This is a genomic window from Oribacterium sp. HCP28S3_H8, assembly GCF_052064775.1.
Lineage (GTDB): Bacteria > Bacillota > Clostridia > Lachnospirales > Lachnospiraceae > Oribacterium.
The window spans coordinates 1-25,692 of record NZ_JBQHUZ010000003.1 but is presented as its reverse complement, the minus strand read 5'-3'; the positions used below and the strand labels follow the sequence as shown (position 1 = coordinate 25,692).

Genomic DNA, 25,692 nt, shown 5'->3' with positions numbered 1-25,692 from the left:
GCTATGTTGATTTTTCGATTTGAATGGAAACGAACACGAAATTATATTCTGATTTGGGCTGCCGCCCTTGCGGTATGTATTTTTTCCATGACACCCGTTTATTATGACATGATTGAAACTGCGGGGACTCTGCCATCAGGCTTTACACAGGGAGGCTTTTGGGAAACGCTTGATGTTTCTCTGACGCTGTTGATGGAGCCGCTGGGGATGTATTCGTTCCTTACAGGCTTTTTTATGATTGCCGGCGGAGTCTTCGGAATGCACCTTGGTCTGTCGTTACATACAGGAGAATGTACGGAAAACACAGCGGAATATTTATATACAAAACCCTGTGGACGGCAGATGATCTTCAAGGGGAAAATGTTGTGTGCGCTTGTTGGGGTATGTGTGACAGGAATTTCTTATCTACTGGCTTCATTTTTGACGATGATGCTGTTTCGCCCTGGATTTCCTGTGGGAGAATTCCTGTTGGTGGTAGGCTCCTTTGTCCTCCTTACGCTTTTTTTCGCACTGCTGGGATTGATGGTCGGAATATTCCATCCCAATAATCGTTCCCCGCTTTTAACGGCTGGGCTGGTCGTGTTTGTGGAATATTGCATTACCTCTTTTTCAAGGACTGTCAGCATCCGGGCAATCGGCTTTTTATCGCCCTTTTCCTTTTTCAGTCCGTCAGAAATTCACGATGCAGGGGCTTATTCTTGGGACTATATGCTCTGGTATCTGCTCCTGTTGTTTGCTTTTATCATTTTGGCTTACAAGAAAATCTTGAAACGGGATATCGCATTGGCGGTGTAAAGGGGGGAAACGAATGAATGCGTTGATAAAAAACGAATTTCGTTTGACAAGAAAAATGCTGCTGATTTGGATGGGGATCGTTTTGGTCTTATGTGGCTTCGCTTACTTTGAATATCTGTCTTTAAAAGACAGCCTGGGTGAACTAACTGGTCTGATTTCAGATTTCCCGAAAATCTTGATAGCCATGTTTGGAGTTAGCGGTGACCTAACCTCTGCTTTGGGCTGGTACGGCTGTATTTATTACTGGGTTACGATGCTGACAAACAGCTATGCGGTCTATCTTGGCGTGTCTTGCGTGGCAAAAGAACGAGCGCAAGGGACTGCGGAATATTTATTTACAAAGCCAGTGAGTCGTAACACGGTTATTTGTGGAAAAGTAGTCGCCAGTATATGTAATTTGTTTGTACTTGCGGCATTTAGTGGACTGTGTAATTATTTTACCGCTATTTTGCCATTGGGAGGTTTGGAGCAAAGAGAGGCGGCTCTAACTACCACAATAGGGTTGTTTTTAACAGAGCTGACCTTGTTTGCAATTACGCTTTTGATCTCCGGTCTGGCGAAATCCTACAAAGGGGCTGTACGGCTGGGAACGGGAATATTATTAGCTTTTTATGGTATCAGCATAGCCGCTGAATATCTTGAAGTTCCAGCAATGTACTATTTAACGCCGTTAAAATACTTTGATGTTTACACGGTGGCAGCAGGAGGAATCTATATTTCATTCTTCCTGTTGGCTATGATAATTGTGATTGGTTCTGTTGCCGCAGCTCAAAAAATTTGGACGGCCAGAGAGATTTGAACAAACTATATGGATAGCTACAAATGGCTATTATGCCCTGTCTGCAACAGTAAAACTCGTATCAAATTGCGGCTGGATACGGAATTAAAAAACTTCCCTTTGTTTTGCCCTAAATGCAGACAGGAAACTCTAATTACTGTAGAAAAATTTGAAATTTTAGTTATCACAGAGCCAGACGCGCAGACGCAGAGCCGATAACCCGCAAAAAAGAATGTGGTTATCGGCTCTTTCTATTTGAAAGATACGGCAACCGATTAAGGAGGTATTGCTGTGTCTTTCTGTTCTGCCCGCCCCCCTAATTTATCAAAAAAAGCCAGGGCCCCGGACAAGGATATTTTAACCGTGGTTGCGAAAATTGTTACAATGTAAGTAAATATATCGATTTATGCGCTTGTGCGGCTTTATGTCGTGCAGGCGCATTTTGCTGTCCGTACTTCGAGACAAAGTGTCCCAAGGTACGGAGCGGCTCTCCTGGGTGCCGCTCTCCACCAGCCCTCCATTTCGTTTCCTATCAACCCGACCAAAACGAAATGGAGGACAAGTTATGACTACCATCAATCTGAAAGATTTTTATTACTGGTACATACAGGATCAGTTTATCGAAGTCACCGAGGAAGTGGCCGAGGCGCTCCGGGCCAGCGTCCGCTATGAAGCGGCCTACCAGCGGCGGCTCACCCGGCACAAAGCGCAGTATTCCCTGGACTGTGAGGACGGGATCGAATACTCCGCCTGCCTGCATGAGCCCACGCCCCAGGAAGTCCTGGAACTCAAGGAGCGGTTTATCCGGCTGTGGAACGCGCTCAATTCCCTGCCGGAGATCCAGGGCCGCCGGATCGACGCTCACATCATTCTTGGCATAAGCATCAAAGCGATTGCTGAGGCTGATGGTGTGCATGAGGAGTCCGTCCGCCAGTCTATCAAGCGGGGCCTGGAACGCATGAAAAAAACTTTTTGATTTTTGCTGTTTCCCCACTTGGAATTGATGTAAAAATGTCTTGGTTATTAGAGAGGGAAATATAAACCTCTCCGCAACGGAACGGCGGCGGCCCTGAGCATAGCGCGGGGAGCCGGGCGGCGGGTGCGCGGTGACTTCTCTCCACGGAGAACGAGCGACAAACACCAGCGCCGCAGGTGGGCCGGGCCAACCCACGGCCACGATCCGCCAGTGGACAGGCTGGCCGCCTGTCCCTCCGGGCCGCCGTTCCCCGTTGCGTGGGGATGCCGCGCCGAGTATGGTTGTCTTTGGACAGGTCAAGGAAACGGGCGCGGCACTCCCTAATTTATCAAGAAAGAGGGGGAACGCTCTATGAATTATGATCCAGAACTGGCGGCTTTGCTCTCCCAGCCGTGGAGCAACGATGCCTGCCGGGGGTACGTCATCGCCGCGATGGAGCGGTGCGGCTTTAAGCCGTCCGACATTGAACAGGTGATGGTCGAGCTTTACGAGGTATTCGACTATACCACTTTGCAGGAGGCCGAGGCTTACTACGAACGGAGCCCCTACTAACTTCCAGACACTTTGTCCAGAGGTACATATCCGGCCAAAGGCCAGCACTTTCCCGGTGCTGGCCTTTGCCATGTTTCAAGACATTCTTTGATTGTATGGGAGGGATTTTATGCAGGCACAGGTCAAATATGAAAGTGAAATCAAAACTGCTTTACTCGGAGATCGCACGATCACCGTCAAAAATCTCACCCCCGTTTTTTCCCCGCAGGAACAGGACAAGCGCAACCGCGAGATCGAGCGGCGGCTGTTTGACGTGTTCCGCAAATATGCCGGGCGGGGGTAGGCCAGAGTCATCCTTGTAGTAAGGGGGCGGCAGAGGTACAATATAATTGTAGGTTGGCTCCCGTTTAACGGAAGGGAGCTAATTATGGATAGTAGAATAGATGCAATTTACGGGCGGCAGTCGATTGACAAAAAAGACAGTATCAGCATTGAAAGTCAGTTTGAATTTTGCCGCTATGAGCTTAAAGGCGGTGAGGGTAAGGAATACAAAGACAAGGGCTACTCTGGAAAGAACATTGAGCGTCCCGACTTCCAGCGGCTTCTGCAGGACATCCGGCTGGGCCTGATTAAGCGGGTGATCGTCTACAAGCTGGATCGGATTAGCCGTTCCATCGTGGACTTTGCAAAGCTCATGGAACTGTTCAAGCAGTATGATGTGGAGTTTGTGTCTTGTACAGAAAAGTTTGACACTTCCACGCCGATGGGCCGGGCGATGCTCAATATCTGCATTGTCTTTGCCCAGCTTGAACGTGAAAGCATCCAGATGCGTGTGCAGGACGCTTTCTATTCCCGGTGTACCAAAGGCTACTATATGCGGGGCCGGACGCCATACGGTTTTGATACCGAGCCCATCGTCATGGACGGGATCAAGACAAAGAAGCTGGTGGAAAATGCGGAAATGGATTTTGCCGAGTTGATGTATCAAATGTATGCGGAGCCGGGCAATTCCTACGGCGACATATCCCGGTACTTTGCCGAGAACGACATCAAGGTTTATGACAAGTCCCTAAAGCGTGGGTTTATTGCTCAACTGCTGAGAAACCCCGTCTACGTCCAGGCCGATATGGACATCTACGAATACTTCAAGGCCCAGGGCGTAAAAATCGAAAGTCCCCCGGAAATGTTCACAGGGGACAATAGCTGTTATCTATATCAAGGGCGCGAGGGCGAGGAGCCGATCCTCGTGATTGCTCCCCACCAGGGGCGCATCCCCTCCCAGCTCTGGCTGACCGTTCAGCGCAAGCTCTCACAAAACACCACATTCCAGAATGGCCGGAAATGCCATAACACATGGCTGGCCGGGAAAATCAAGTGTGGACGTTGCGGCTATGCCCTGGCAAGTCTGAACGCCAGAAATGGTGTCACCTACCTGCGGTGCAAACAACGGGCAGACAATAAGAGCTGCGAGGGAGCCGGTACGCTGACCGCGCAAAGCATGGAGGTGTTTGTTTACGGCGAGATGGTTAAGAAGATGCGGAAATTCCACACGCTGAAAGGCGGCAAGGAACAAAGCTATAATCCGAAGCTGACCGCCGCCCGTGTCGCCCTTGCAAAGACGGAAAGCGAGATCGAGAAACTTCTGGACACTTTGTCCGGCGCTAATCCGCTTCTCCTGCAATACGCAAACACCCGCATTGAGGAACTGGATGCGGAACGGCAGAAACAGCTCCGGCTGGTCGCAGACCTCACCGCTAATTCTGTTTCCGCTTCACAGATTGATAGCATTACGGGCTATCTTGATGATTGGGAGTCCGTGAGCTTTGACGATAAGCGCAAGGTGGTTGATATACTTATATCACAGATTGACGCTACCAGTGAGAGTGTTACAATCCACTGGAAAATCTAAAACCTTTTCACTTGGCATTATGCCCTTGTAAAAAATAGTTAAAGAAGCCAAGCATTGCATTATTATTGCATTATTTATCCGAAAAAGCTGTTCTTTAATATTCATCACTATATGCATGAGCGAAGCATCAGTTAATAATGCTTCGCTTTTTCCTTATGTGTTTTATCTTCAATTTCTATTCATTTATGAATCCATGTAAGAAAAATCATAGTAATATGGATGTTTTCGGAATTCCTGCTGAACCATTTCATTAAAAGCTTCTTCATATTTTGTCAAATGATGATCTTTTTTGTATAGCATCATCTTATAAACAGAAAACGCTTCAGGAAGGTCCAGCTGAACAAAGTCTTTTGAAATATTACTGTACGGACAGATTGTATATCCATTATTAATCAAGACATATGTTAGAAGGAACTGACTTGCCTCTTTGGCAATTTCAATTTTCTGGTCCGGGACAATCTTCAATGCTGGAAAAATGTCTTCATCTAGTTGTTGCGCTTGTTGCTTAATATAGCACACAGGTAATCTTGAAATAATTTCTGAGTCTTCCTTATGATAACAATTGTTCTCCATATTCAGCTGCCAAAACACAGGATTGTTTCTACAAAGCAATAGTTTCAGATCCCACCGTGCAATAACAGAGGCAAGAACTCCTGGATAGGCTTGTTCCGGATAATTTGGAATTCCGACTGCGTAAGCGAAATCCAGTTCATTCTTGAGAACTTGTTGATAAGCATCTTTGGAATTCAGCAATTTGGGATTGATCGTTATGTCAGGGTAGCACTGTTTAAAATGCTGTATTGCCAGACTGAAAATTTGTAAATTGCTAAGCTGCATTCCAACCCTCAGCACAATATTTCTTTCATTATAGATATCTGCATACAAGCTCTCTTTAATGGATAAAATCTCTTTACTGGCTTGCACATATTTCGCCCCTGCTGAAGTGATATGAAGTGATTTCTTTTCCCTGGTAAACAGCACAACTCCAAGATCTTTTTCCAGTAACGCAAGATAAGTACTTAACGTAGGCTGAGAAACATGAAGATTTTCTGCGGCCTTTGTAATATTTTCATATTCGGCAATTGCCACAATATATTCCAACTTATGCAAATCCATAATTAATTTCCTTCCACGATTATAAATCACAATGTATTTATAAGCATATCATAGGAATTCCCTATAATATATTATAAATCACAATTTTCTTTTTTACCTGTAGAAATATATACTTTTCACAATATTAGATATCTAATTCATGAAATGTTCACCGTTTTGAACAACAAATAATTGCCAGTCATGATAAATCCCGGTATTGATTCGGCAATATTGATCAAGGAGCAGTTAATATGACCCTACAAGTAATAATTGTACTACTAATCCTGGCTTTTATGATTTTTGCCTTACTCACACATGTCTTCCCTTTTGGTGTGACAGGTATGATCTGCTGTACTCTACTGGTATTAACTAAAATCATGGATATGCAAACAGCATTTTCCGGACTTTCCAATCCAAATACCGTAATGGTAGCTGCCATGGTTGCCTTGGCAAATCCTCTGGGCAGAACGAGCCTGGTAGAAAAGCTCAAACGAAGTATGAATGCTCTTCAAGGCAAAAGCGGATTTATGCTTTTAGCATTCATTTATTTAATTTGCATTGGACTTTCTCAGTTAATGGGACAGATGGCATGTTTAACAATCATGATCGTCTTTCTTCAGACACTGGATCCAGAAAGTAATATTTCGCCTTCCAGAGTTCTTTTTTCCATCGTACCTATCAGCTGCATGTGGACAGCACGAATTCCTATTGGAATGGGTGCTGCATTCTCTGGTACGATTAATGGATTAATTCAGGGATTGATTTCTGATCCATCTCAGCAAATACAGATTGGTGATTATGCACTAGCAGGCCTGCTGCCAGCAATTGTCGGTACACTATTTTGCATTGTCTTTTATCGTCTGATTCCAAAATCGGAATTAGTTCAGCAAAAAGGATGTGATGAAAAGATTGTGACCCAATTATCTGCAAGACATGAGCTCATTACCTTTAGTGTTTTTATCATAGTTGCTCTTGGATTTATGTTTAAAAATCAGATTGGTAGTGATCTTTCCAATGTAGCACCGGTTGCAGGTATACTTCTCTTGATTATTACTGGTGTAATGACTGCACAGGATGTAGTTAAAATTATCACATCTGATATAATTTGGATGGTAGCCGGAATTTCTGTAATGTCTACCGCCATGGCAACTACTGGCGTTGGCGATCTGATCGGAAAATTTGTGTTAAGAATTCTTGGTTCCAACCCAAGCGGCAACTTTGTTCTTCTTGTCTTTGTTATTGTTGCGACAGTAATGACAAACTTTATGTCCAACTTTGGTACAATGGGTGTGCTTTGCCCAATTGCAGCATCAACAGCACTCGCAGGCGGTATGAACGTCAAGGCTATTGTACTTGCCGTATCTCTTGCTTCCTGGCTGACTGCATTTATGCTTCCCATGGCAAGCAGCGCAGCCATCATCGGCTATGGAACTGGAAACTATTCACCTCAGAAAGTACTCAAATTTACACTTCCTCTAATGATTTTAGAAATAATAACGATAATTATCAGTGTCCGCATTTTATATCCTATGTATGGCTAAACCCCGAAGGTACAATAAAAACAATTTTACTGTCAGTTCATAATAACGGCGAATTCCATTAGAATCAGAAAAATGCAAAGATTATTATCATTTAAGAAGGAGACACAATGGCATTAACAGAAAAAGAATTAAGTGAACAGTTACTAACCATTAAGGAAACAGAAAATCCATCATTAAAAACTATACAATATTCGCAAAGAATTCAGAATTTTGCGGCGCTGTCTAATATGACAGAACTCTCCTTTGAAAAAAATGGACATAAGTACTCTGTTTATCAGTTTGTTGATAAAGGTCTGAGTAAAAATGCCAAGGCACCCGTATTTATCAGTATCCATGGCGGGGGATGGATAAAACCACATATGGATAACGATATCTATTATAGTGCTTTGATGGCGCATGAAATCCATGGTATAGTATTTTCACCGGACTACACAACTTCAGACAAAGCGGACTGGAAAACAATGACCGCTCAGTGTTATGACACGGCAGTTTATGCAGCACAGCATGCGGAGGCACTAGGTGGTGACCCTGATAATATAATCATTGGTGGATACAGTGCCGGTGGACACCTAACCATAAGCGTTGTCATGAATGCCTTAAAGACAAGCGAATTTCATGTAAGAAAACAAATCCTTTGCTATACTCCACTTTGCTTTATGAAAAACTGCCGGGAAGAACCAGCACATACAAACAGTCCGGAACCACTTGTTCGTCGAGGGATAGCTTTTGAAAATTTGCTCACCAGAAATGAAGATGAATTTTATCACAACTCTTCGGTAAATCCTTGGATTATGACTGATACAGAGATCCAGAAACTGCCAGAGACTCTTATGATTACAGCAGATCTGTGCCCTTTCCATGGTGAAGACGAACAATTTGCGCAGAGACTTATTGCTAATGGTGTTACTACAACCTCAAAACGATATCTCAATACTCATCATGGATTTATTCCACATTTTTATGATGATTGGGAAGATGCGGTACATTTGATAACAAAATTTATCACTAAATAAAAAAGTTCATGCTCCAAGGCACAGCCTTGGAGCATGAGCTTTCTACAACAGGAGGATCTCAGAATGAGTCTTACCAAACAGGATATTGAACGTATAAATGAAGTGCTGGACCGCACCAATATGCATAAAAATGCGTCGGAAAGAGTGATTCCGGAAGATTACAAGTCATACCTTTCTCAGGTGACACAGGAAGAAAAAATCATTGATCTGCCCGCACCTTGTGTACCCGTCAGAGTGGTAATTTCCACGGCGCTTGACAAGTTGCCGGATTGTCCGATTCATGTTAATTTCCACGGTGGTGGATTTATTCATGGACAGGACAAGGATGATGATTTATACTGCGCACATCTTGCTGCCGAAATCCACGGTATTGTTGTAGATGTGGATTATGCCACATCGGACCAGCATCCTTACCCTATGGCATTTGATCAAAGCTATGCGATTGTCAGAATGACTTATGAAAAAGCCCCGGAGCTCGGTGCAGACTCTGGGCGGCTTTCCATCGGAGGCTCCAGTGCCGGCGGATGTCTTGCCGCTGCGATTATGCTGAAAAATGCCAAGCAGCATGATTTTCCACTTTGCCTTGTTGTTCTGGAATACGCTGCGACAGATAGCTGGATGCCATATCAGTTTGCAGAAGATCCGCATCTCGAGCGGTCCAGAGCATTCTCGGAATACTATGTGGATGGCGAACTTGAAAAGCTCCGCGAGCCTTATTGTTCGCCTGCATTTGCCGAAGATGAAGCGCTTCAGAATCTACCTCATACCCTATTCATTGCGCCTGCAAAGTGTCCGTTTTATGAAACCAATCAACGGCTTGCTGTCCGTATGATGGAAAAGGGAAATGAAGTATCATACCATGCATTTCTGGACAGCGTGCATGGATCCGTTGTCCGCATGACCGGCGAATGGAGAGAAGCGCAGGATGTCGTGATTCGCTATATCAAAAATGCCTGAAGCATGATGTAAAAAAAACGTACCCGAATGTATAGCACATTTCAGGGTACGTTTATTTGGTTTTGTTAATATAGGCCGAAACGCGCTTGCAAAAGTTTGTTTCACGCGAGATTAGAAACCAGCGGCACAAGTATAACCGTCAGGATACCTGCAACGCAGATGGACAGGGATCCCATCGCGCCTTCGATTTCACCAAGCTCCAGAGCCTTGGCAGTACCAATGGCATGACTTGCGGTGCCGAGCGCAAGTCCTCTGGCAATCGGATGGTTAATATGAAAAAGATGAAATACCGCTTCCGCAATTACATTTCCTAAAATACCGGTCATGACAATCGCCGCTACCGTAAGCGTAACGATGCCACCAGCTTCCTCGGAAACCCCCATGCCAATCGCAGTGGTGATCGATTTTGGCAGGAGCGTAACGATATGCTGCTTCTCAAGCCCAAAAAGCCTACCCATAACCAGGATACTGAAAATCGAGCAAAGCGTTCCGGAGAGGATCCCGGACAGCACTGCAACGAGGTTCTGCTTCAAAAGACGAAGCTGACGATACATCGGAATCGCCAGGCAGACCGTTGCCGGTGTCAGAAGATAGCTCAGCATATTGGCACTGGATTTATAAGTATCATAGGGAATGTGAAAGATCACAAGCACAAGAATCACAAAAATCGTGGCTAAAAGCAGAGAATTTAAAATTGCAAGCTTCAGCTTCTTCTTGATTTCAACTGCAATCAGATAAAAAAATATGCTGATGACAAGTCCGAAATAGCCGGAATTCATTAAGGTTTCCTCCATACTGCTTATCCTTTCTGACAAGATGCATCGCCGTCTGCATGATCTGTATCTGCGGTGCCCGCGTCTGCCTTTTTGCGAAGTTCATCCGCATATCCGTTGGCACCATCCATCTCACCATGCGGACTTAACGGACGCCGCCCGATACCATAGGTCTCATGCGGCTCGAGAGAAATCTCCGAAAGCTCATCCTTCTGTGAATCCGTACTTTCCCTCTTGCGGAGCACTGCCTGCGCAACCAGACCAGTTACAGACATAACGAGCACCGTAGAGACCACAATGATTACAATGTACGGCAAAAGTACCGGCTTCAAAATGTCAACGGCATTCATGATCCCGACCGCCGCCGGAATAAACATGATGGACATGGTATCCAAAAGAATATTGCCCGCACCCTCAATGTCCGGCAGCTTGACCACACCGATGATCAATGCCAGAAGCAATAAAAGCATGCCGTAGACACCGGCCGGCACCGGCAGCGGCAGCAGAGCATTGAGGACCTCCCCCAGGAAGGTGAATGCCATGATCCACAGCACCTCTTTTGTGTATTTCATAATTTGTTCCCCCTTTGTTATCCTAAATATTACTGCAGACATGTATCTGCCGCAATAGACTTATGAAACCTGGCTGTATTAGGATAAATACAATTAGAAAATGAGAAAATGCACTTTAAGGTCGTATTGTCACAGCCTTCCATAATTCATTAAATAGCGCTGCTTCTACAAGCTGTACAATGCTCGTACAATGTTCTTTTTATGCCAGCCATTCCGGATCGTAATAACAGACATGGTTGACGTGTCCATTTTATGGTGCTATCATATGTGCAACGTCGTTAAAGACGCATGCAACTATGTCTATAATTTATGTCGTAAATAAAGACATTGGAAGCAGAACACAAACAGAACACGATTTGCAAGGAGGCAACTATGAAGACGGTTACATTTTTCAGAGGCGATGGCATTGGTCCCGAAATATCAGATTCTGTATTTGCAGTTTTTAAAGCAGCCAATGTCCCGGTTGCATTTGATGTGTATAATGTCGGAGCTGCCGAATATGAGCGCAATGGGAAACTTGTGCCGGATGCCGCATTCGCATCCTTTGAGCGCACAAAAGTCCTGCTGAAGAGCCCGATCACAACTCCGATCGGTAAGGGCTTCCGTTCATTAAATGTCCTGATGCGTAAAAAATATGATCTTTACGCCAATATCCGCCCGGCAAAGTCCAATCCCGCCGTGGTAACACCATTTCCAAATACGGATATCGTCACTTTCCGCGAAAACACCGAGGATCTCTATGCAGGCGTGGAGGAGAAGATCTCCGACGACGAAATGCATTCAATCAAGATCATTACAAGGCAGAAGTCGGAGCGGATTTGCCGCGCGGCATTTGATTTTGCCCGGAAAAATGGCAGAAAGAAGGTCACCTGTGTCCATAAAGCCAATATCATGAAGCTGTCGGATGGATTGTTTCTCCGCGTGTTTGAGGAGGTTGCAAAGGACTATCCGGACATCATTTCCGACAACATGATCGTGGATGCCTGCTGCATGAACCTGGTGCTGGATCCGACCCGTTTTGATGTTCTCGTAATGGAAAACCTTTATGGGGATATTGTTTCGGATCTTACCTCCGGTCTCATCGGCGGTGTCGGTCTGATGCCTTCCGCCAATCTCGGCAGTGATATGGCAATGTTTGAGGCTGTACATGGTTCCGCGCCGGACATCGCCGGTAAAGGAATCGCCAATCCGACGGCATTTCTCTGGTCTGCATGTCTCATGCTCGATCACATCGGTCTCAAGGAGTACGGCGACCTGATCCGCTCTGCGGTTGCCAATGTGATGAATGCAGGGACCGCTACAACTCCGGATATTGGTGGCACCGGCACCACGACTACCTATACGGACGCCATCATTCAGGAGATAAAGCGTCTCGCGGCAATGGCAGCCTGAAGCTCAGATTCTTGTGAATTTCACGGACTACCGGAAAAGATAAGATACCCGGGTTTCTACAGAATTGACAGTGAGCCTAAAAAGCGTTTATGATGTATTATTATAATTAAGGAAGGGCTTATTATGTCAAATCTCAGTTCTAAACCCGACAGTTCTAATTCCGGATCTCAGGAGGCATTACTCCCGGAGGATTTCTTTAAAAAACATGTCCCTGCGGAAATCTCGGCGGCGAAGCTTGAGTTTTTCTGTGCTATGATCCCTCTGGATGCATTGACAGATGTGATGATCGATGCATTCCCAAAAGAAGCAGACTCTGCGGATGCCATTACAAAGGATGCAAATGACCGTGAGGATATCCAGAGCTGTACCAGCGCCGAAGAACTTGTACGACTCATGCGGCGTCTGATCGGACTCCGGACCATGGCATTTTTTCTGAAACGGCTGCTTGCGAGAGAAGAGGAGATTACCTCAATCCTCAAGGAAAAACTACTCCGCAATAAAAATGACGCGCTGACTGACAACATGGTTAGCTTCTTTATCCGTTGTAAGAAAGATCCCTCTGACTGGATCCGTGAGGCCTATCCTTCGATAGAAAATCTGTATGTCAGATCCATGCTGTGCCTCATCCTCGGATTCCGTGGAAATGCCGGCGATGCTGCATTCCTGATGGAGCAATACTTCTGGTTTCTGAAAAATGCGCCAGATACCGATTATCAGCTTGAGCAGGGACCACTTGTCGGCTTGTTTACCTTAAATGGCAGATTCCGCAGGGATGGAAGCGCTTATCAGCCGCCGAAGCTTCCGTATTTTGATGTAGAGAGGCCACGAGCACAGAAGATCCTGCCGGGCGGGATGCTGCGGAGACAGCGGTAAATTTGTATTGGCAGTTTTAGCTACAAGGCTTATTTTGCAAAGAACTATTTTATCACTACCTTTTATGTGGGCACATTTATATCGATCACTTTGGTATAAGGTTCAGCGATTTCTCAACGCTCAATGTAATGATTTTTTAATAAATATGACCGGGGATTGTTTCCAGCAGTTGTGGTATTATAAACAGGTATTGTTGTAGCAAGTGATTGCTGGGATATAAACTGGAGACAATATAGAATGAAAAGATTGCTTGGAGAACTAATACTTGGCACGATGCTCGTTGTCGGGATGAGTTTCAGCTCTTTTGCGGATGAGACCCTTCTTAAAATCGGCGAGAGTCCGGTAGAAATATCCAGTGGTGTGCTGGAATTAAGTAATTCCACTGCAGCGCAGTCCGGATCGCTGTTAAAGCTTGCCAGTACCTCGGCATCAACAGCATCTAAAGACGCTTTACTTGATGTTGCGGATAATGTGGATGATCTGGACGGTATTGTAAAAACGGATACCGTTAAGGAAACGGAAGCTGCCAGCGGACCTAAGGAAACCGGCAAAGGTGAGGGAAAATCCGTAACCGTGCCGGGAGATGAGGAAGATCTGGAGGCTATTGAGTATTCTTATGATGTGATTGAGGCGGCGCAGGATACGACGCAGTACTCGGCAAAGAGAGAAGAGTTGATTGCTTATGCAAAGCAGTTCCTTGGAAATCCGTATATTTATGGCGGAACCTCTCTTACCAACGGATGCGACTGCTCCGGCTTTGTACAGGGAATCTTTAAGAAGTTTGGCATTACGACCGGCAGAACTTCAAGGGATCAGTATGCCAATACAAAGCGTATTTCAGAATCCGAGCTTAAGCCCGGGGATCTTGTATTTTACGCGAGCGGAGATTATGTCAACCACGTTGCAATCTACTGCGGCAAGGGCATTATCATCCATGCAGCCAATTCCCGTTCCGGTATCATTACCAGTAAGTATGATTATCGTACTCCGTATGGCTTTGGTCGATTTATCAATGACTGATCGATGTATGAATGATAAATTTACGGATATATTTATGAACGATGGATATATCTTTTGTACAGGAAAGGGGCGATGGATTTTTCCATCGCCCCTTTCCTGTACAAACTATGTTTCAGACGTGATCTTTTAAAATACACAATCCGGATCTTTATCCCTCCGGCTCAATCAAACCGTAGGTATTGCCCTTTCTCTTATATACTACATTCACCTTACCGGTGTTGCCGTTTTCAAATACAAAGAAGCTATGTCCTACAAGTTCCATCTGGAGGCAAGCCTCCTCCGGAGTCATTGGCTTAAGATCAAACTGCTTGGTACGTACAATCTGGATCTCTGCATCATCTTCTTCGGCCTCATCCTCTATAAAGCTCTCACTAAATGCCTGTGCACTCTGGTTTCGGTCAATAATTCTGGTACGGTATTTCCGGATCTGACGCTCAATGACATCAACGACCAGATCAATTGACTGATACATGTCAAGGGAGGACTCCTCTGCACGGATTACTGTTCCCTTAACCGGGATGGTAACCTCAATTTTCTGCTGATCTCTCTGCGTGGAGAGAGTAACGTTACAAATGGTATCCGGCTTAAAGAACTTATCCAGTTTCCCAAGCTTTTTATCTACCATGTGTCTCAGTCCGTCGGTAACGTTCAGGTTTCTACCAGTGATATTAAACTTCATTAACATCGCTCCCTTCTATATTAGCCTGGATACAGTAAGGCTTTTGTAACGCCTTTGTAAAATCTTTTCTGTATCTGGGTATATTATAACACGAGACGGAATATTTTTCTATATAATAAGGCTGATCTGCAAAATATTTTCACATTTTTTTCACAGAATTGCTGCCATACTTTCACTATATTTTTACATGCATCATTTGACACACTTATGTCTGTGATTGTGAATAATTTGTAAACTCCGGGAACTTTTCTTGAATATAGAAACGTTTAGTGTTAAAATTTACGAGTTATAGCCAGAAGTATGTAAAATAGAAGCGATGATCAGTTTAGTATAAAGGAGCATCATAGTAATGAATCTTATTGAAAAGGTTTTCGGCACTCATTCTGATCGGGAGTTACGTCTCATCAGACCAAAGGTTGATAAAATCCTTGCCCTGCATGACACCATGGCTGCCATGTCGGATGAAGAGCTTAAAGCACAGACACCTAAATTTAAGGAGAGGCTTGCCAATGGAGAGACATTGGACGACCTCCTGCCGGAAGCATTTGCAACGGTTCGTGAGGCTGCCAAGCGTGTCAATGGTATGGAACATTTCCCGGTACAGCTCATTGGTGGTATTGTACTGCATCAGGGTCGTATCGCCGAAATGAAAACCGGTGAAGGTAAAACTCTGGTTTCCACTTGTCCTGCGTACCTCAATGCTCTCGAGGGCAAGGGAGTCCATATCGTTACCGTCAATGACTATCTTGCCAAGCGTGATGCGGAGTGGATGGGCCGGATTCATGAGTTCCTTGGTCTTACCGTCGGCGTCGTTCTGAACTCCATGACTACAGAGGAGCGTCAAAAGGCATATAACTGCGACATTACCTACGTCACCAACAACGAGCTCGGATTTGACTACCTCCGCGATAACATGGCGATCTACAAGAACCAGCAGGTTCTGAGAGGTCTCCATTACTGTATCATCGATGAGGTGGACTCTGTCCTGATTGATGAGGCAAGAACACCGCTGATTATTTCCGGTTCTTCCGGAAAGTCCACCAAGCTGTACGAAGTCTGTGATGTGCTGGCGCGTCAGCTGGAGAAGGGCGAGGAGTCCGCAGAGTTTTCCAAGATCAATGCCATCCTTGGTGAGGAGATCGAGGAAACCGGTGATTTCATCGTTAACGAAAAGGAAAAGACTGTCAACCTTACCCAGCAGGGTGTCAAGAAGGTTGAGAATTTCTTCCATATAAAGAACCTCGCGGATCCGGAAAACCTGGAAATCCAGCATAATATCATCCTTGCGCTCCGTGCCAACAACCTGATGCACCGGGACAAGGACTATGTTGTAAAGGACAACGAAGTTCTCATTGTAGATGAATTCACCGGACGTATCATGCCGGGCCGTCGCTACAGCGATGGTCTGCATCAGGCAATCGAGGCCAAGGAGCATGTGCAGGTACAGCGTGAGTCAAGAACCCTTGCGACGATTACCTTCCAGAACTTCTTTAACAAGTTTGACAAGAAAGCTGGTATGACAGGTACGGCGCAGACCGAGGAGAAGGAGTTCCGTAACATTTACTCCATGGATGTAATCCAGATCCCGACCAACCGTCCGGTGATCCGTAAGGACCTTGATGATGCGGTTTACAAGACCAAAAAAGAGAAATTCCAGGCAGTCGTCGATGAAGCAGTCCGGATCCATGAAACCGGAGCACCGGTACTGATCGGTACCATCAACATCGATACCTCGGAGCTTTTAAGCGGTATGCTGTCCAAGCGGGGCATCAAGCACAGCGTCTTAAATGCCAAGTTCCATGAAAAAGAAGCTGCAATTGTCGCAGATGCAGGTCAGCACGGTGCTGTTACCATCGCCACCAACATGGCAGGTCGTGGTACCGATATCAAGCTGGATGATGAGGCGCGCGCTGCGGGAGGTCTCCACATCATCGGTACAGAGCGTCATGAATCCAGACGTATCGACAATCAGCTGCGTGGTCGTGCAGGCCGTCAGGGAGATCCGGGACAGTCACAGTTCTTCCTTTCACTGGAGGACGATCTCATGCGTCTCTTTGGCTCCGAGCGTCTTATGAACATGTTTGAGGCGCTGGGCGTACCGGAGGGCGAGCAGATTCACCATAAGATGCTGTCCAACGCGATTGAGAAGGCTCAGGAGAAGATCGAGCTTAACAACTACGGTATCCGTGAGAACCTGTTAAAGTACGACGAGGTAAACAACGAGCAGCGTGATGTCATCTATGCAGAGCGTGAAAAGGTTCTGGAAGGTGAGAACATGCGCCCGCTGATCATGCGCTTTATTACGGAGATTGTGGAGAATGCTGTTGACGCGGATGTAGCCGAGGACCAGACAGCTAAGGACTGGGATCTGTCCGGTCTTAATGATACGCTGATGAATATCATTCCGCTGCCGAAGCTTCAGCTCACAGAAGAACAGTTTAACAGCATGACCAAGGATGAGTTCAAGCAGATGCTGAAGGAGCAGGCATTTAAGCTGTATGAGCAGAAGGAAGCCGAATTCCCGAACCCGGAGCAGCTGCGTGAGGTAGAGCGTGTCATCCTGTTGAGAGTCATTGACCAGAAGTGGATGAGCCACATTGATGACATGGACCTCCTGAGAGACGGTATCGGTCTCCAGGCCTATGGCAACAAGGATCCGCTCGTTGAGTATAAGATCACCGGATATGATATGTTCCACGACATGATCCGTTCAATCCAGGAGGAGACCGTAAGAATCCTTTATCATATCAAGATTGAGCAGAAGGTAGAGCGTGAGCAGGTTGCCAAGGTAACCGGCACCAACCGCGATGATTCACAGCCGCAGGCACCGATGAAACGACAGGTTCGTAAGATTTATCCTAATGACCCGTGCCCATGCGGATCCGGCAAGAAGTACAAGCAGTGTCATGGCCGTGCTCAGTATCTTAAGATGAAGGAGCAGGCAGCAACGGAGGCTTCGGATCTTAAGAGAGAGCAGGAACTCGATAAGCTCGCGGGAGGAGCAGACAATAATGATTGAGTTTGATCAGTTTAAATATGAGCTTGGGACCAAAGCCGAGCCCCTGAAGCAGCTCGGTGCATCCCTCGACCTTGATAATAAAAAGAAACGTATTGCGGAGCTTGACCGTATGATGGAGGAGCCGGACTTCTGGACCGATCCGGATAAAGCAAACAAGCTCTCCACAGAGGACAAGCATCTTAAGGATGATGTAAAGCAGTTTGGAGATCTCCAGCAGGCATACGACGATATCGGTGCTCTGATCGAGATGGGGAACGAAGAGGATGATGCTTCCGTGATTCCGGAAATCCGCTCTATGCTGGATGAGTTTTCAGAGAAGCTGGACACGATGAGCACAAAGCTGCTCCTCTCCGGTGAGTATGATAACATGAATGCCATTCTGCGTCTCAATGCCGGCGCAGGCGGCACGGAGTCCAATGACTGGGCAGGCATGCTGTATCGTATGTATACGAGATGGGCAGAGCGTCACGGCTTCACCTATAAAATTCTGGATTATCTGGAAGGTGATGAAGCCGGAATCAAGTCTGTAACGCTGGAGATCGACGGAGAATATGCCTACGGATATCTGCGCTCGGAGGCCGGCATTCACAGACTCGTCCGGATTTCTCCGTTTAACGCGCAGGGTAAGCGCCAGACCTCCTTTGTATCCTGTGATGTCATGCCGGATATTGAAACCGACATTGATATCGAGATTCGTCCGGAGGATATTAAGATGGAGGTTTACCGTTCTTCCGGTGCCGGTGGACAGCATATCAACAAGACTTCATCCGCTGTACGACTGATTCATATCCCGACAGGTATCGTCGTTGCCTGCCAGGAGGAGAGATCTCAGCTTCAGAACCGAAACAAGGCAATGCAGATGCTGAAGGCTAAGCTGTATCTTAAGGAGAAGGCGGAGCAGGAGCAGATGCTTGCAGGCATCCGTGGTGAAGTAAAGGATAACGGATGGGGATCTCAGATCCGTTCTTACGTGCTGCAGCCATACCGTATGGTAAAGGATCTCCGTTCCGGCGAGGAAACCGGCAACACGGATGCTGTACTGGATGGAGATATCGATCGTTTCATTACGGCATATCTTAAATGGATGCAGCTTGGCTGCCCGGACCGTAAAGTACAGGGTGGAGACTGAAACCTATGAACAATGATTCAGACTATTATGTAGTCAGAACAAACGCGCTTCCCGAAGTACTTAAAAAAGTAGTAGAGGTGAAGCGCCTTCTTGAATCCGAAAAAAAAATCAGTATCGCGGAAGCAACGCAGAGAGTGGATATCTCCCGATCTTCCTACTATAAATATAAGGATGATATTTATCCTTTTTATGACAATTCCAAGGGTAAGACCATTACCATGGTCATCCAGATGATTGATGAGCTGGGATTTCTCTCAAGACTCTGCTCGATTTTTTCAGAATGCGAGGCGAATATCCTCACCATCCATCAGTCGATCCCTGTCAATGGGATTGCAACTGTCACCGTTTCCATTGAGATCGGTGCGGAAACCAGAGATGTCTCTTATATGGTGCATGCCATAGAGGCTATGAATAATGTGCAGTATGTAAAGATCCTGGCACAGGAAACAACATTGAAGTGATCTAGCTTAAGGAAGGAATTATTTATGAAAGTCGCAATCATGGGTTATGGAACCATTGGTTCCGGTGTTGCAGAAGTACTGCGTATTAATCAGGATCAGATCCAGCGTAAGGTAGGCGAGCCGATCGAGCTTAAGTATGTTCTGGATCGTAATGAGATTGCAGGCGAAGATCATGACAAGCTGGTTCTTGATTTTAATATCATTGCGGAGGATCCGGAGGTCGGTCTTGTTGTCGAGACCATGGGAGGTATTCATCCAGCATATGAATTTGTTAAAGCAAGCCTTGAAAAGGGAAAGCATGTCGTAACCTCCAACAAGGCTCTGGTAGATGCCATGGGCAGCAAGCTGATTTCGATTGCCAAGGATCATAACTGCAATTTCTTTTTTGAGGCATCCGTTGGCGGCGGCATCCCTGTAATCCGGACGATTTACCATAACTATGCAGGTGAGAAGCTTACAGAAATCACCGGTATCCTCAATGGAACTACAAACTATATCCTCACCAAGATGCGTGACAGCGGTGCGAGCTTCGAGGACACGCTGCATGAAGCACAGAAGCTCGGCTATGCGGAGCGGGATCCTTCTGCGGATATTGACGGCTTTGATACCTCTCGTAAGACAGCGATCCTGCTTTCTATGGCATCCGGAAACCGTTGCAGACATGAGGACATCTATACAGAGGGTATCCGCAATGTTTCCGCGATCGATGTGGAATATGCAAAATTTCTTGGCATGAACATCCGTCTGCTTGGCTCTGTACAGGTGGTAGAGGATAAGTATTTTGCCTATGTTGCGCCGATCATGATCACCAAAAATGATCCTCTGTATCCGGTGGACGGCGTATTTAACGGCATACGCATCGTTGGCAACTGTCTTGGTACCACTATGCTTTATGGTATGGGCGCAGGCAAGCTTCCGACAGCATCCGCGGTTGTTTCCGATATGATCGCCGCGGTACGGCACCAGCATGAGTTCCAGGGTATCGGATGGTCAGAAAAAATGATCGACATCGAGCCAATGGGCAGCAATGCCTTTAATTATCTCGTCCGGATCGAGGGCACACCGGATGATGTCGCAAATGAAGTAAAGGATCTTTTCCTTAATGATACAACTGCATTCCATCCGATCGTACTGGATGGCAGAACTGACGAGTTCGCCGTTATGACGGATGTCATGTTTGAGTCCGATTTCAAGGAAAACATGAAGGAATTTGAGGAAAAAACAGGCAGAAGAGTGTTCCATTTCCTGAGAGCGGAGCTTGGAAAGGACTGATAGGACCATGATATTTGAAAGCAATTCACAGGATGAAACCTTTGCTTTCGGAGAAAAACTAGGCGCTGAGGCCAGACCGGGCGAGATCTATTGTCTCGACGGCGACCTTGGCGTCGGTAAAACGGTATTTACCCAGGGCTTTGCCAAAGGTCTCGGAATCACGGATTACGTCAACTCTCCGACATTCACAATCGTTAAGGAATACGAGGGACGGTTGCCGCTTTATCATTTTGATGTATATCGTATCGGCGATCCATCGGAAATGGAGGAGATCGGCTACGAGGAGTATTTCTACGGGCAGGGTGTGACCATCATCGAGTGGCCGGAGCTGATCCTGGATCTGATCCCGCCGGAGGCAAAATGGGTCCGTATCTCCAAGGATCTCAGCAAGGGTTTTGATTATCGTAAAATTGAGTATTGAAGGGATAGAAAAATGCTGGTACTAGGAATCGAATCATCTGGCAAAACCGCTTCAACTGCACTCTGGGAGGACGGAACTGTACTTGCAGAGTATTCTGTCAATATAGGTCTTACACATTCTCAGACACTACTCCCAATGGTGGCTGAGATTTTTTCGCGTACCGGGAAACGTGCGGAAGATCTTGCACTAATCGCTGTAAGCGCCGGTCCGGGGTCCTTTACGGGCTTAAGGATCGGAGCCGCCACCGGCAAGGGAATCGCGCTTTCGTATGACATTCCGATGGCAGAGGTCAGCACGCTGGAGGGTCTCGCACATAACGTATCCGAGTGCGAATGTCTCGTGCATCCGATCATGGACGCGCGGAGGCATCAGGTATATACGGCTGCATTTAAGCGAGGAAAACTCATCGGCACAGAGGAAGCCGTCAGCATAGAGGAGCTTATTGACAGGCTGAACCGGGAGGGTGGCAGACACCTGTTTCTGGGGGATGCGGTTCCGGTTTACCGGAAATATATTGAGGAACACATGACAGGCAGTTATGCCTTTGCTTCTGCTGTAAATTATCTGCAGCGGGCGTCCTCCATTGCAGAGCTTGGTGCAGAAAGGATGGCGGCTGGACTTTCAAAACCCGGCATGTTTTTTGAGCTTAGCTATATCCGGAAGCCTCAGGCGGAAAGAGAACGGGAGGCGCAGGGGCTTAAGCAGTTTGATATGGTAAAGGATACAGATACAGCTGCGCAGGCGGGTGTTACCAAGGATAAGCTCCAGGCACAGAATTATGTTATCGGTTCCGGAACGGGATATGAAAATGAAGTGGTTGATTGAAGACATGCAGGAGAGCGATCTCCCTGAAGTTTTAAATCTGGAGCGCAGTGTCTTTGGAGTCATGGCGTGGTCTGTACGGGATTTTGAGTCTGCCATTGCATCAAAGTATGATGCGCCGATGGTCATCCACGATGGAAACCAGCTTGCCGCTTACTGCGTCTTACGGCTTCTCGGACCGGAGGCGGAAATCCTCAATATCTGCGTATCCTCTCCATACCGGAGAAAGGGCTACGGAGATGCGCTGATGGACCAGATGATTGACATTGCAGCCGGACAAGGCGCCGGCAAAATCTGGCTTGAGGTCCGCGAATGCAACGAGCCTGCAAAAGCACTGTACCGCAAAAAAGGTTTTACAGATGCGTATGTCAGAAAAGCCTACTATAGTGACCCGATTGAGGATGCAATCATTATGCTCCTGGAAAGATAAAATACTATGCTTGATATTTGTTTACTGGGAACCGGTGGTATGATGCCGCTTCCCAACCGTTGGCTTACCAGCCTTATACTGAGATGCGGTGGAAGCAATATACTGATCGACTGCGGAGAGGGTACCCAGATTGCCTTAAAGGAAAAGGGCTGGTCTCCAAATCCGATTGATCTTATTCTTTTTACACATTATCACGCGGATCATATCTCGGGACTGCCCGGGATGCTGTTATCCATGGGAAACTCGGATCGTACAGAACCGCTCACGATTGTGGGACCGAAGGGACTCCGCAGAGTGGTGGATGGACTCCGGATGATTGCACCGGAGCTTCCCTTTGAGATCATTTACCATGAGCTGAGCGAGCCCATGGAAACGATCACATTTGGCATATATACCATTGATGCCTTTAAAGTAAACCACAAGGTGACCTGCTACGGCTACCGTGTCTCTGTTAAACGGCTTGGAAAGTTTGATGCAGTAAAGGCGAAGGAGCAGAATATTCCTTTACGCTTCTGGAACCATCTCCAGCATGGAGAAACGGTAACAGAGGATGGAGTATGCTATACTCCGGATATGGTGATGGGCGCACCGCGGCGGGGTCTCTCGGTTGTATACTGCACAGATACCCGTCCCTTACCTGTTATTTCCGACATGGCCAAGGATGCGGATCTTTTTATCTGCGAAGGCATGTACGGAGACCGGGACAAGCTGGAAAATGCCAGGAAATACCGTCACATGATGATGTATGAAGCAGCGGAGCTTGGTGTAAAATCTCAGGCGCGAGAAATGTGGCTGACACATTATTCGCCGTCGGAAATGAAGCCGGAAATCTACAAAGATGAGATCCAGAAAATTTATCCGCGGCTTAAATTTGCAAGGGATGGATGGTCCAAGGACTTAAATTTTGATGAGGAGTGAGCAGGCAATGTCAGATATTAGCATTCTCGGAATTGAATCAAGCTGTGATGAAACTGCCGCTGCCGTGGTACGCAATGGCAGGGAGGTTCTTTCTAATGTTATATCCTCTCAGATCGCGATTCACACGGAATATGGCGGAGTGGTGCCGGAGATTGCTTCCCGTAAGCACCTCGAAAAAATTGATGAGGTAATTAAGACTGCACTCACGGAGGCAGACTGCACGTTTCATGACATCGATGCCATTGCCGTCACCTATGGTCCTGGACTGGTCGGTGCGCTGCTTGTTGGCGTGGCGGAGGCAAAGGCGCTCGCATGGGCGCTCAACAAGCCTCTGGTAGGTGTGCATCACATTGAGGGACATGTTTCCGCAAACTATATTGAAAACAAAGACCTTGAACCGCCGTTTGCCTGTCTCATTGTATCCGGTGGTCATACACATCTTGTCGTGGTCAAGGACTATGGTGAATTTGAAATTGTCGGAAGATCCAGAGATGACGCTGCAGGTGAAGCCTTTGACAAGGTGGCACGTGCCGTCGGTCTTGGGTATCCGGGAGGTCCTAAAATTGACCAGGCTGCGAAATCAGGAGATCCCAAGGCGATCCGTTTCCCGCGGGGTGAAGTTGCCGGAAGTCCGTATGACTTTTCGTTTTCCGGTATCAAATCTGCTGTACTAAATTACATCAACAGTGCGCATATGAAGGAGGAACCGATCAATGTACCGGATCTCTGCGCCTCCTTCCAGGAGTCTGTGACAGATTCGCTCGTGTCAAGGTCGATCCGCCTGTGTCAGGAGCGTGGTTTCACAAAGCTTGCGATTGCAGGCGGAGTTGCCTCAAACTCCCATATCCGGGCAAGAATGGAAGAGGAGTGTCTTAAAAATCACATCCGTTTTTACCGCCCGAGCCCGATCCTCTGTACAGATAATGCTGCTATGATCGGAACTGCAGGGTACTATGAATTTATAAAGGGAAAACGTGACGGACTGGATTTAAATGCAAAGCCAAATTTAAAGCTTGGAGAGCGGTAAAAAATCAGGAAAAGCATTGGAAAAAACATTCAGAAAGCAGCAGGGAACATTAAGGAAACGATTCAGCAGATAAATTTCGATCATCAGCAAAAGCAGCATGATGTATAATAGTAAAATTTATGTATAACAGTAAAAAGGTTTATGCCATTGTACTTGCCGCAGGAAAGGGCAGCCGGATGCACTCAGAAACCCGGAAGCAGTTTATGAAGCTTCGGGGACTGCCACTGTATCTATACAGTACCAGAAAATTTTTACAGCACCCTATGGTGGATGCTGTGGTTATTGTCACGGTAAAAGAAAGCTTTGCAAAGGTCAAGGAGGCGATCGCCTCGGTCTGCCCTAACACCAAGACTCCATATGATCTGACCGAGGGTGGCAAAGAGCGTTATGATTCTGTTTACCAGGGGCTTTCTGCCATTCACAGACATATTATGAAAGACCCTGATGCTGCAGAGGACGAGAGTATTGTCCTGATCCATGACTCGGCACGACCTATGATTACGGATAAAATCATCACGGATTCTATCACTGCAGCCTATGCTTATAGAGCCGCTGTTGTCGGCATGCCTGTAAAGGATACAATCAAGCTTCTGGATCTGGAACATTTTGTAATGGATACACCGGATCGTAAACAGCTGTGGCTTATGCAGACACCACAGAGCTTTGACTTTACACTGGTATATCATGCCTATCAGAAGCTGATGGAAGCAAAAGCAGAAGGAAACGATACCGGCGTGATCACGGATGACGCTATGGTAGTGGAAACGTTTAGCAATGCCCGGGTCAAAATCATCGAAGGCAGCTATCAGAATATCAAGGTGACAACCCCGGAGGATATTGCAATCGCGGAGCTGTATCTTAATTGAAAAATATTACTCTAAAAGCTGTTGACAAGATGGGACGTATTGAGTATTATTATGAAGTCGCTCAGCGGAAAGCACAGAACGACTTAAAAACTGCAGAGATATCGAAGTGGTCATAACGAGGCGGTCTTGAAAACCGTTTGTCCGCAAGGGCGCGAGGGTTCGAATCCCTCTCTCTGCGCTTGAGCCTGAAGGAAGCATTGATTTCCTGACAAACTCAAAAAACTGCTTGACACTGTGAAAACAGTTTGCTAAAATTAACAAGCTGTCACAGAAATGGCAAGCGAATAGAACCTTGAAAATCAAAGATCGAATAATACACAGACCCTGAAGATTCTAAAGAGGATTTTCAGAAAAGAGTTTAAGAAACTCAAAGCGAATTTATTCGCAGTAAATAACGTGAGAACAAAGCATAGCTTCGTTCTGAACGGAAAGAACTTAACGGTTCGTAAGAACCGTGCTTAT

The 25,692-nt window shown here is 46.4% G+C and carries 27 protein-coding genes and 1 tRNA gene; 24 read left to right on the top strand and 4 right to left on the bottom strand.

Going from position 1 to position 25,692, the window contains the following annotated elements; translation table 11 throughout:
• The first annotated feature begins 3 nt into the window (after positions 1 to 3).
• From ACTNEN_RS04380 to ACTNEN_RS04350, 7 genes are all read left to right on the top strand, one after another.
• Positions 4 to 795, top strand: a complete 792-nt coding sequence (locus tag ACTNEN_RS04380; RefSeq protein ID WP_022512593.1) for an ABC transporter permease subunit — start codon at positions 4 to 6, stop codon at positions 793 to 795.
• 13 nt (positions 796 to 808) lie between these two features.
• Positions 809 to 1,594 carry an ABC transporter permease subunit gene (locus ACTNEN_RS04375; protein WP_138341025.1) on the top strand — a complete coding sequence of 262 codons (786 nt, stop codon included), beginning with the start codon at positions 809 to 811 and terminating at the stop codon, positions 1,592 to 1,594.
• A gap of 9 nt (positions 1,595 to 1,603) precedes the next feature.
• Entirely contained in the window at positions 1,604 to 1,792 is a 189-nt protein-coding gene (locus ACTNEN_RS04370) for a cysteine-rich KTR domain-containing protein (protein WP_138341027.1), read from the top strand.
• Positions 1,793 to 2,138: 346 nt separating this feature from the next.
• Entirely contained in the window at positions 2,139 to 2,549 is a 411-nt protein-coding gene (locus ACTNEN_RS04365) for a sigma factor-like helix-turn-helix DNA-binding protein (RefSeq protein ID WP_022512595.1), read from the top strand.
• Positions 2,550 to 2,900: 351 nt separating this feature from the next.
• On the top strand, positions 2,901 to 3,101 hold the full coding sequence (locus ACTNEN_RS04360) for a hypothetical protein (protein WP_021903912.1): 201 nt from the start codon (positions 2,901 to 2,903) through the stop codon (positions 3,099 to 3,101).
• Positions 3,102 to 3,210: 109 nt separating this feature from the next.
• Positions 3,211 to 3,384 (top strand): hypothetical protein, encoded by a 174-nt coding sequence (locus tag ACTNEN_RS04355; RefSeq protein ID WP_021903913.1) that lies wholly within the window; start codon positions 3,211 to 3,213, stop codon positions 3,382 to 3,384.
• Between the two features lie 84 nt (positions 3,385 to 3,468).
• Entirely contained in the window at positions 3,469 to 4,950 is a 1,482-nt protein-coding gene (locus ACTNEN_RS04350) for a recombinase family protein (protein ID WP_021903914.1), read from the top strand.
• A 183-nt stretch (positions 4,951 to 5,133) separates the two neighbouring features.
• Here ACTNEN_RS04350 and ACTNEN_RS04345 read toward each other — a convergent pair whose 3' ends face one another.
• Positions 5,134 to 6,066, bottom strand: a complete 933-nt coding sequence (locus ACTNEN_RS04345) for a LysR family transcriptional regulator (protein WP_441204848.1) — start codon at positions 6,064 to 6,066, stop codon at positions 5,134 to 5,136.
• 230 nt (positions 6,067 to 6,296) lie between these two features.
• Between ACTNEN_RS04345 and ACTNEN_RS04340 the strand changes: the two genes are divergently transcribed.
• From ACTNEN_RS04340 to ACTNEN_RS04330, 3 genes are all read left to right on the top strand, one after another.
• Positions 6,297 to 7,586 carry an SLC13 family permease gene (locus ACTNEN_RS04340; RefSeq protein ID WP_441204847.1) on the top strand — a complete coding sequence of 430 codons (1,290 nt, stop codon included), beginning with the start codon at positions 6,297 to 6,299 and terminating at the stop codon, positions 7,584 to 7,586.
• 107 nt (positions 7,587 to 7,693) lie between these two features.
• On the top strand, positions 7,694 to 8,599 hold the full coding sequence (locus ACTNEN_RS04335) for an alpha/beta hydrolase (RefSeq protein WP_441204846.1): 906 nt from the start codon (positions 7,694 to 7,696) through the stop codon (positions 8,597 to 8,599).
• Positions 8,600 to 8,662: 63 nt separating this feature from the next.
• On the top strand, positions 8,663 to 9,556 hold the full coding sequence (locus ACTNEN_RS04330; protein ID WP_441204845.1) for an alpha/beta hydrolase fold domain-containing protein: 894 nt from the start codon (positions 8,663 to 8,665) through the stop codon (positions 9,554 to 9,556).
• Between the two features lie 101 nt (positions 9,557 to 9,657).
• On the opposite strand, the gene ACTNEN_RS04325 is transcribed toward ACTNEN_RS04330, so the two are convergent.
• Entirely contained in the window at positions 9,658 to 10,350 is a 693-nt protein-coding gene (locus ACTNEN_RS04325; RefSeq protein ID WP_441204844.1) for an LrgB family protein, read from the bottom strand.
• 5 nt (positions 10,351 to 10,355) lie between these two features.
• The gene (locus tag ACTNEN_RS04320) at positions 10,356 to 10,901 is read right to left on the bottom strand and encodes a CidA/LrgA family protein (RefSeq protein ID WP_441204843.1); all 546 of its coding nucleotides are present in this window, start codon (positions 10,899 to 10,901) and stop codon (positions 10,356 to 10,358) included.
• A gap of 372 nt (positions 10,902 to 11,273) precedes the next feature.
• On the opposite strand from ACTNEN_RS04320, the gene ACTNEN_RS04315 reads away from it, so the two are divergent.
• From ACTNEN_RS04315 to ACTNEN_RS04305, 3 genes are all read left to right on the top strand, one after another.
• The gene (locus ACTNEN_RS04315; RefSeq protein WP_441204842.1) at positions 11,274 to 12,293 is read left to right on the top strand and encodes an isocitrate/isopropylmalate dehydrogenase family protein; all 1,020 of its coding nucleotides are present in this window, start codon (positions 11,274 to 11,276) and stop codon (positions 12,291 to 12,293) included.
• A gap of 123 nt (positions 12,294 to 12,416) precedes the next feature.
• Entirely contained in the window at positions 12,417 to 13,166 is a 750-nt protein-coding gene (locus tag ACTNEN_RS04310; protein WP_441204841.1) for a hypothetical protein, read from the top strand.
• Between the two features lie 237 nt (positions 13,167 to 13,403).
• Positions 13,404 to 14,186 (top strand): C40 family peptidase, encoded by a 783-nt coding sequence (locus ACTNEN_RS04305; protein WP_441204840.1) that lies wholly within the window; start codon positions 13,404 to 13,406, stop codon positions 14,184 to 14,186.
• A 148-nt stretch (positions 14,187 to 14,334) separates the two neighbouring features.
• Here the strand turns inward: ACTNEN_RS04305 and hpf are convergent, their stop codons facing one another.
• A complete protein-coding gene (gene hpf, locus ACTNEN_RS04300; RefSeq protein ID WP_441205076.1) occupies positions 14,335 to 14,865 on the bottom strand; it encodes a ribosome hibernation-promoting factor, HPF/YfiA family in 531 nt (176 codons plus the stop codon).
• A gap of 349 nt (positions 14,866 to 15,214) precedes the next feature.
• On the opposite strand from hpf, the gene secA reads away from it, so the two are divergent.
• The 11 genes from secA to ACTNEN_RS04245 all read left to right on the top strand — a co-directional run bounded on the left by secA (position 15,215) and on the right by ACTNEN_RS04245 (position 25,408).
• Positions 15,215 to 17,884, top strand: a complete 2,670-nt coding sequence (secA, locus tag ACTNEN_RS04295) for a preprotein translocase subunit SecA (protein ID WP_441204839.1) — start codon at positions 15,215 to 15,217, stop codon at positions 17,882 to 17,884.
• The gene (gene prfB, locus ACTNEN_RS04290; RefSeq protein ID WP_441204838.1) at positions 17,877 to 19,013 is read left to right on the top strand and encodes a peptide chain release factor 2; all 1,137 of its coding nucleotides are present in this window, start codon (positions 17,877 to 17,879) and stop codon (positions 19,011 to 19,013) included. Before secA ends, prfB begins: the two co-directional genes overlap by 8 nt.
• A gap of 5 nt (positions 19,014 to 19,018) precedes the next feature.
• The gene (locus ACTNEN_RS04285) at positions 19,019 to 19,474 is read left to right on the top strand and encodes an ACT domain-containing protein (RefSeq protein WP_441204837.1); all 456 of its coding nucleotides are present in this window, start codon (positions 19,019 to 19,021) and stop codon (positions 19,472 to 19,474) included.
• Positions 19,475 to 19,498: 24 nt separating this feature from the next.
• Entirely contained in the window at positions 19,499 to 20,746 is a 1,248-nt protein-coding gene (locus ACTNEN_RS04280; protein WP_441204836.1) for a homoserine dehydrogenase, read from the top strand.
• A gap of 7 nt (positions 20,747 to 20,753) precedes the next feature.
• Positions 20,754 to 21,167, top strand: a complete 414-nt coding sequence (tsaE, locus tag ACTNEN_RS04275) for a tRNA (adenosine(37)-N6)-threonylcarbamoyltransferase complex ATPase subunit type 1 TsaE (RefSeq protein WP_441204835.1) — start codon at positions 20,754 to 20,756, stop codon at positions 21,165 to 21,167.
• Between the two features lie 12 nt (positions 21,168 to 21,179).
• Positions 21,180 to 21,992 (top strand): tRNA (adenosine(37)-N6)-threonylcarbamoyltransferase complex dimerization subunit type 1 TsaB, encoded by an 813-nt coding sequence (gene tsaB / locus ACTNEN_RS04270; protein WP_441204834.1) that lies wholly within the window; start codon positions 21,180 to 21,182, stop codon positions 21,990 to 21,992.
• The gene (rimI, locus tag ACTNEN_RS04265) at positions 21,976 to 22,419 is read left to right on the top strand and encodes a ribosomal protein S18-alanine N-acetyltransferase (RefSeq protein WP_441204833.1); all 444 of its coding nucleotides are present in this window, start codon (positions 21,976 to 21,978) and stop codon (positions 22,417 to 22,419) included. The genes tsaB and rimI overlap by 17 nt, the downstream gene beginning before the upstream one ends.
• Positions 22,420 to 22,425: 6 nt before the next feature.
• On the top strand, positions 22,426 to 23,337 hold the full coding sequence (locus ACTNEN_RS04260) for a ribonuclease Z (RefSeq protein ID WP_441204832.1): 912 nt from the start codon (positions 22,426 to 22,428) through the stop codon (positions 23,335 to 23,337).
• Positions 23,327 to 24,364, top strand: a complete 1,038-nt coding sequence (gene tsaD, locus ACTNEN_RS04255) for a tRNA (adenosine(37)-N6)-threonylcarbamoyltransferase complex transferase subunit TsaD (protein WP_441204831.1) — start codon at positions 23,327 to 23,329, stop codon at positions 24,362 to 24,364. The genes ACTNEN_RS04260 and tsaD overlap by 11 nt, the downstream gene beginning before the upstream one ends.
• A 119-nt stretch (positions 24,365 to 24,483) precedes the next feature.
• On the top strand, positions 24,484 to 25,230 hold the full coding sequence (gene ispD / locus ACTNEN_RS04250; RefSeq protein ID WP_441204830.1) for a 2-C-methyl-D-erythritol 4-phosphate cytidylyltransferase: 747 nt from the start codon (positions 24,484 to 24,486) through the stop codon (positions 25,228 to 25,230).
• 92 nt (positions 25,231 to 25,322) lie between these two features.
• A tRNA-Ser gene (locus ACTNEN_RS04245) sits at positions 25,323 to 25,408 on the top strand.
• Positions 25,409 to 25,692: the final 284 nt, after the last annotated feature.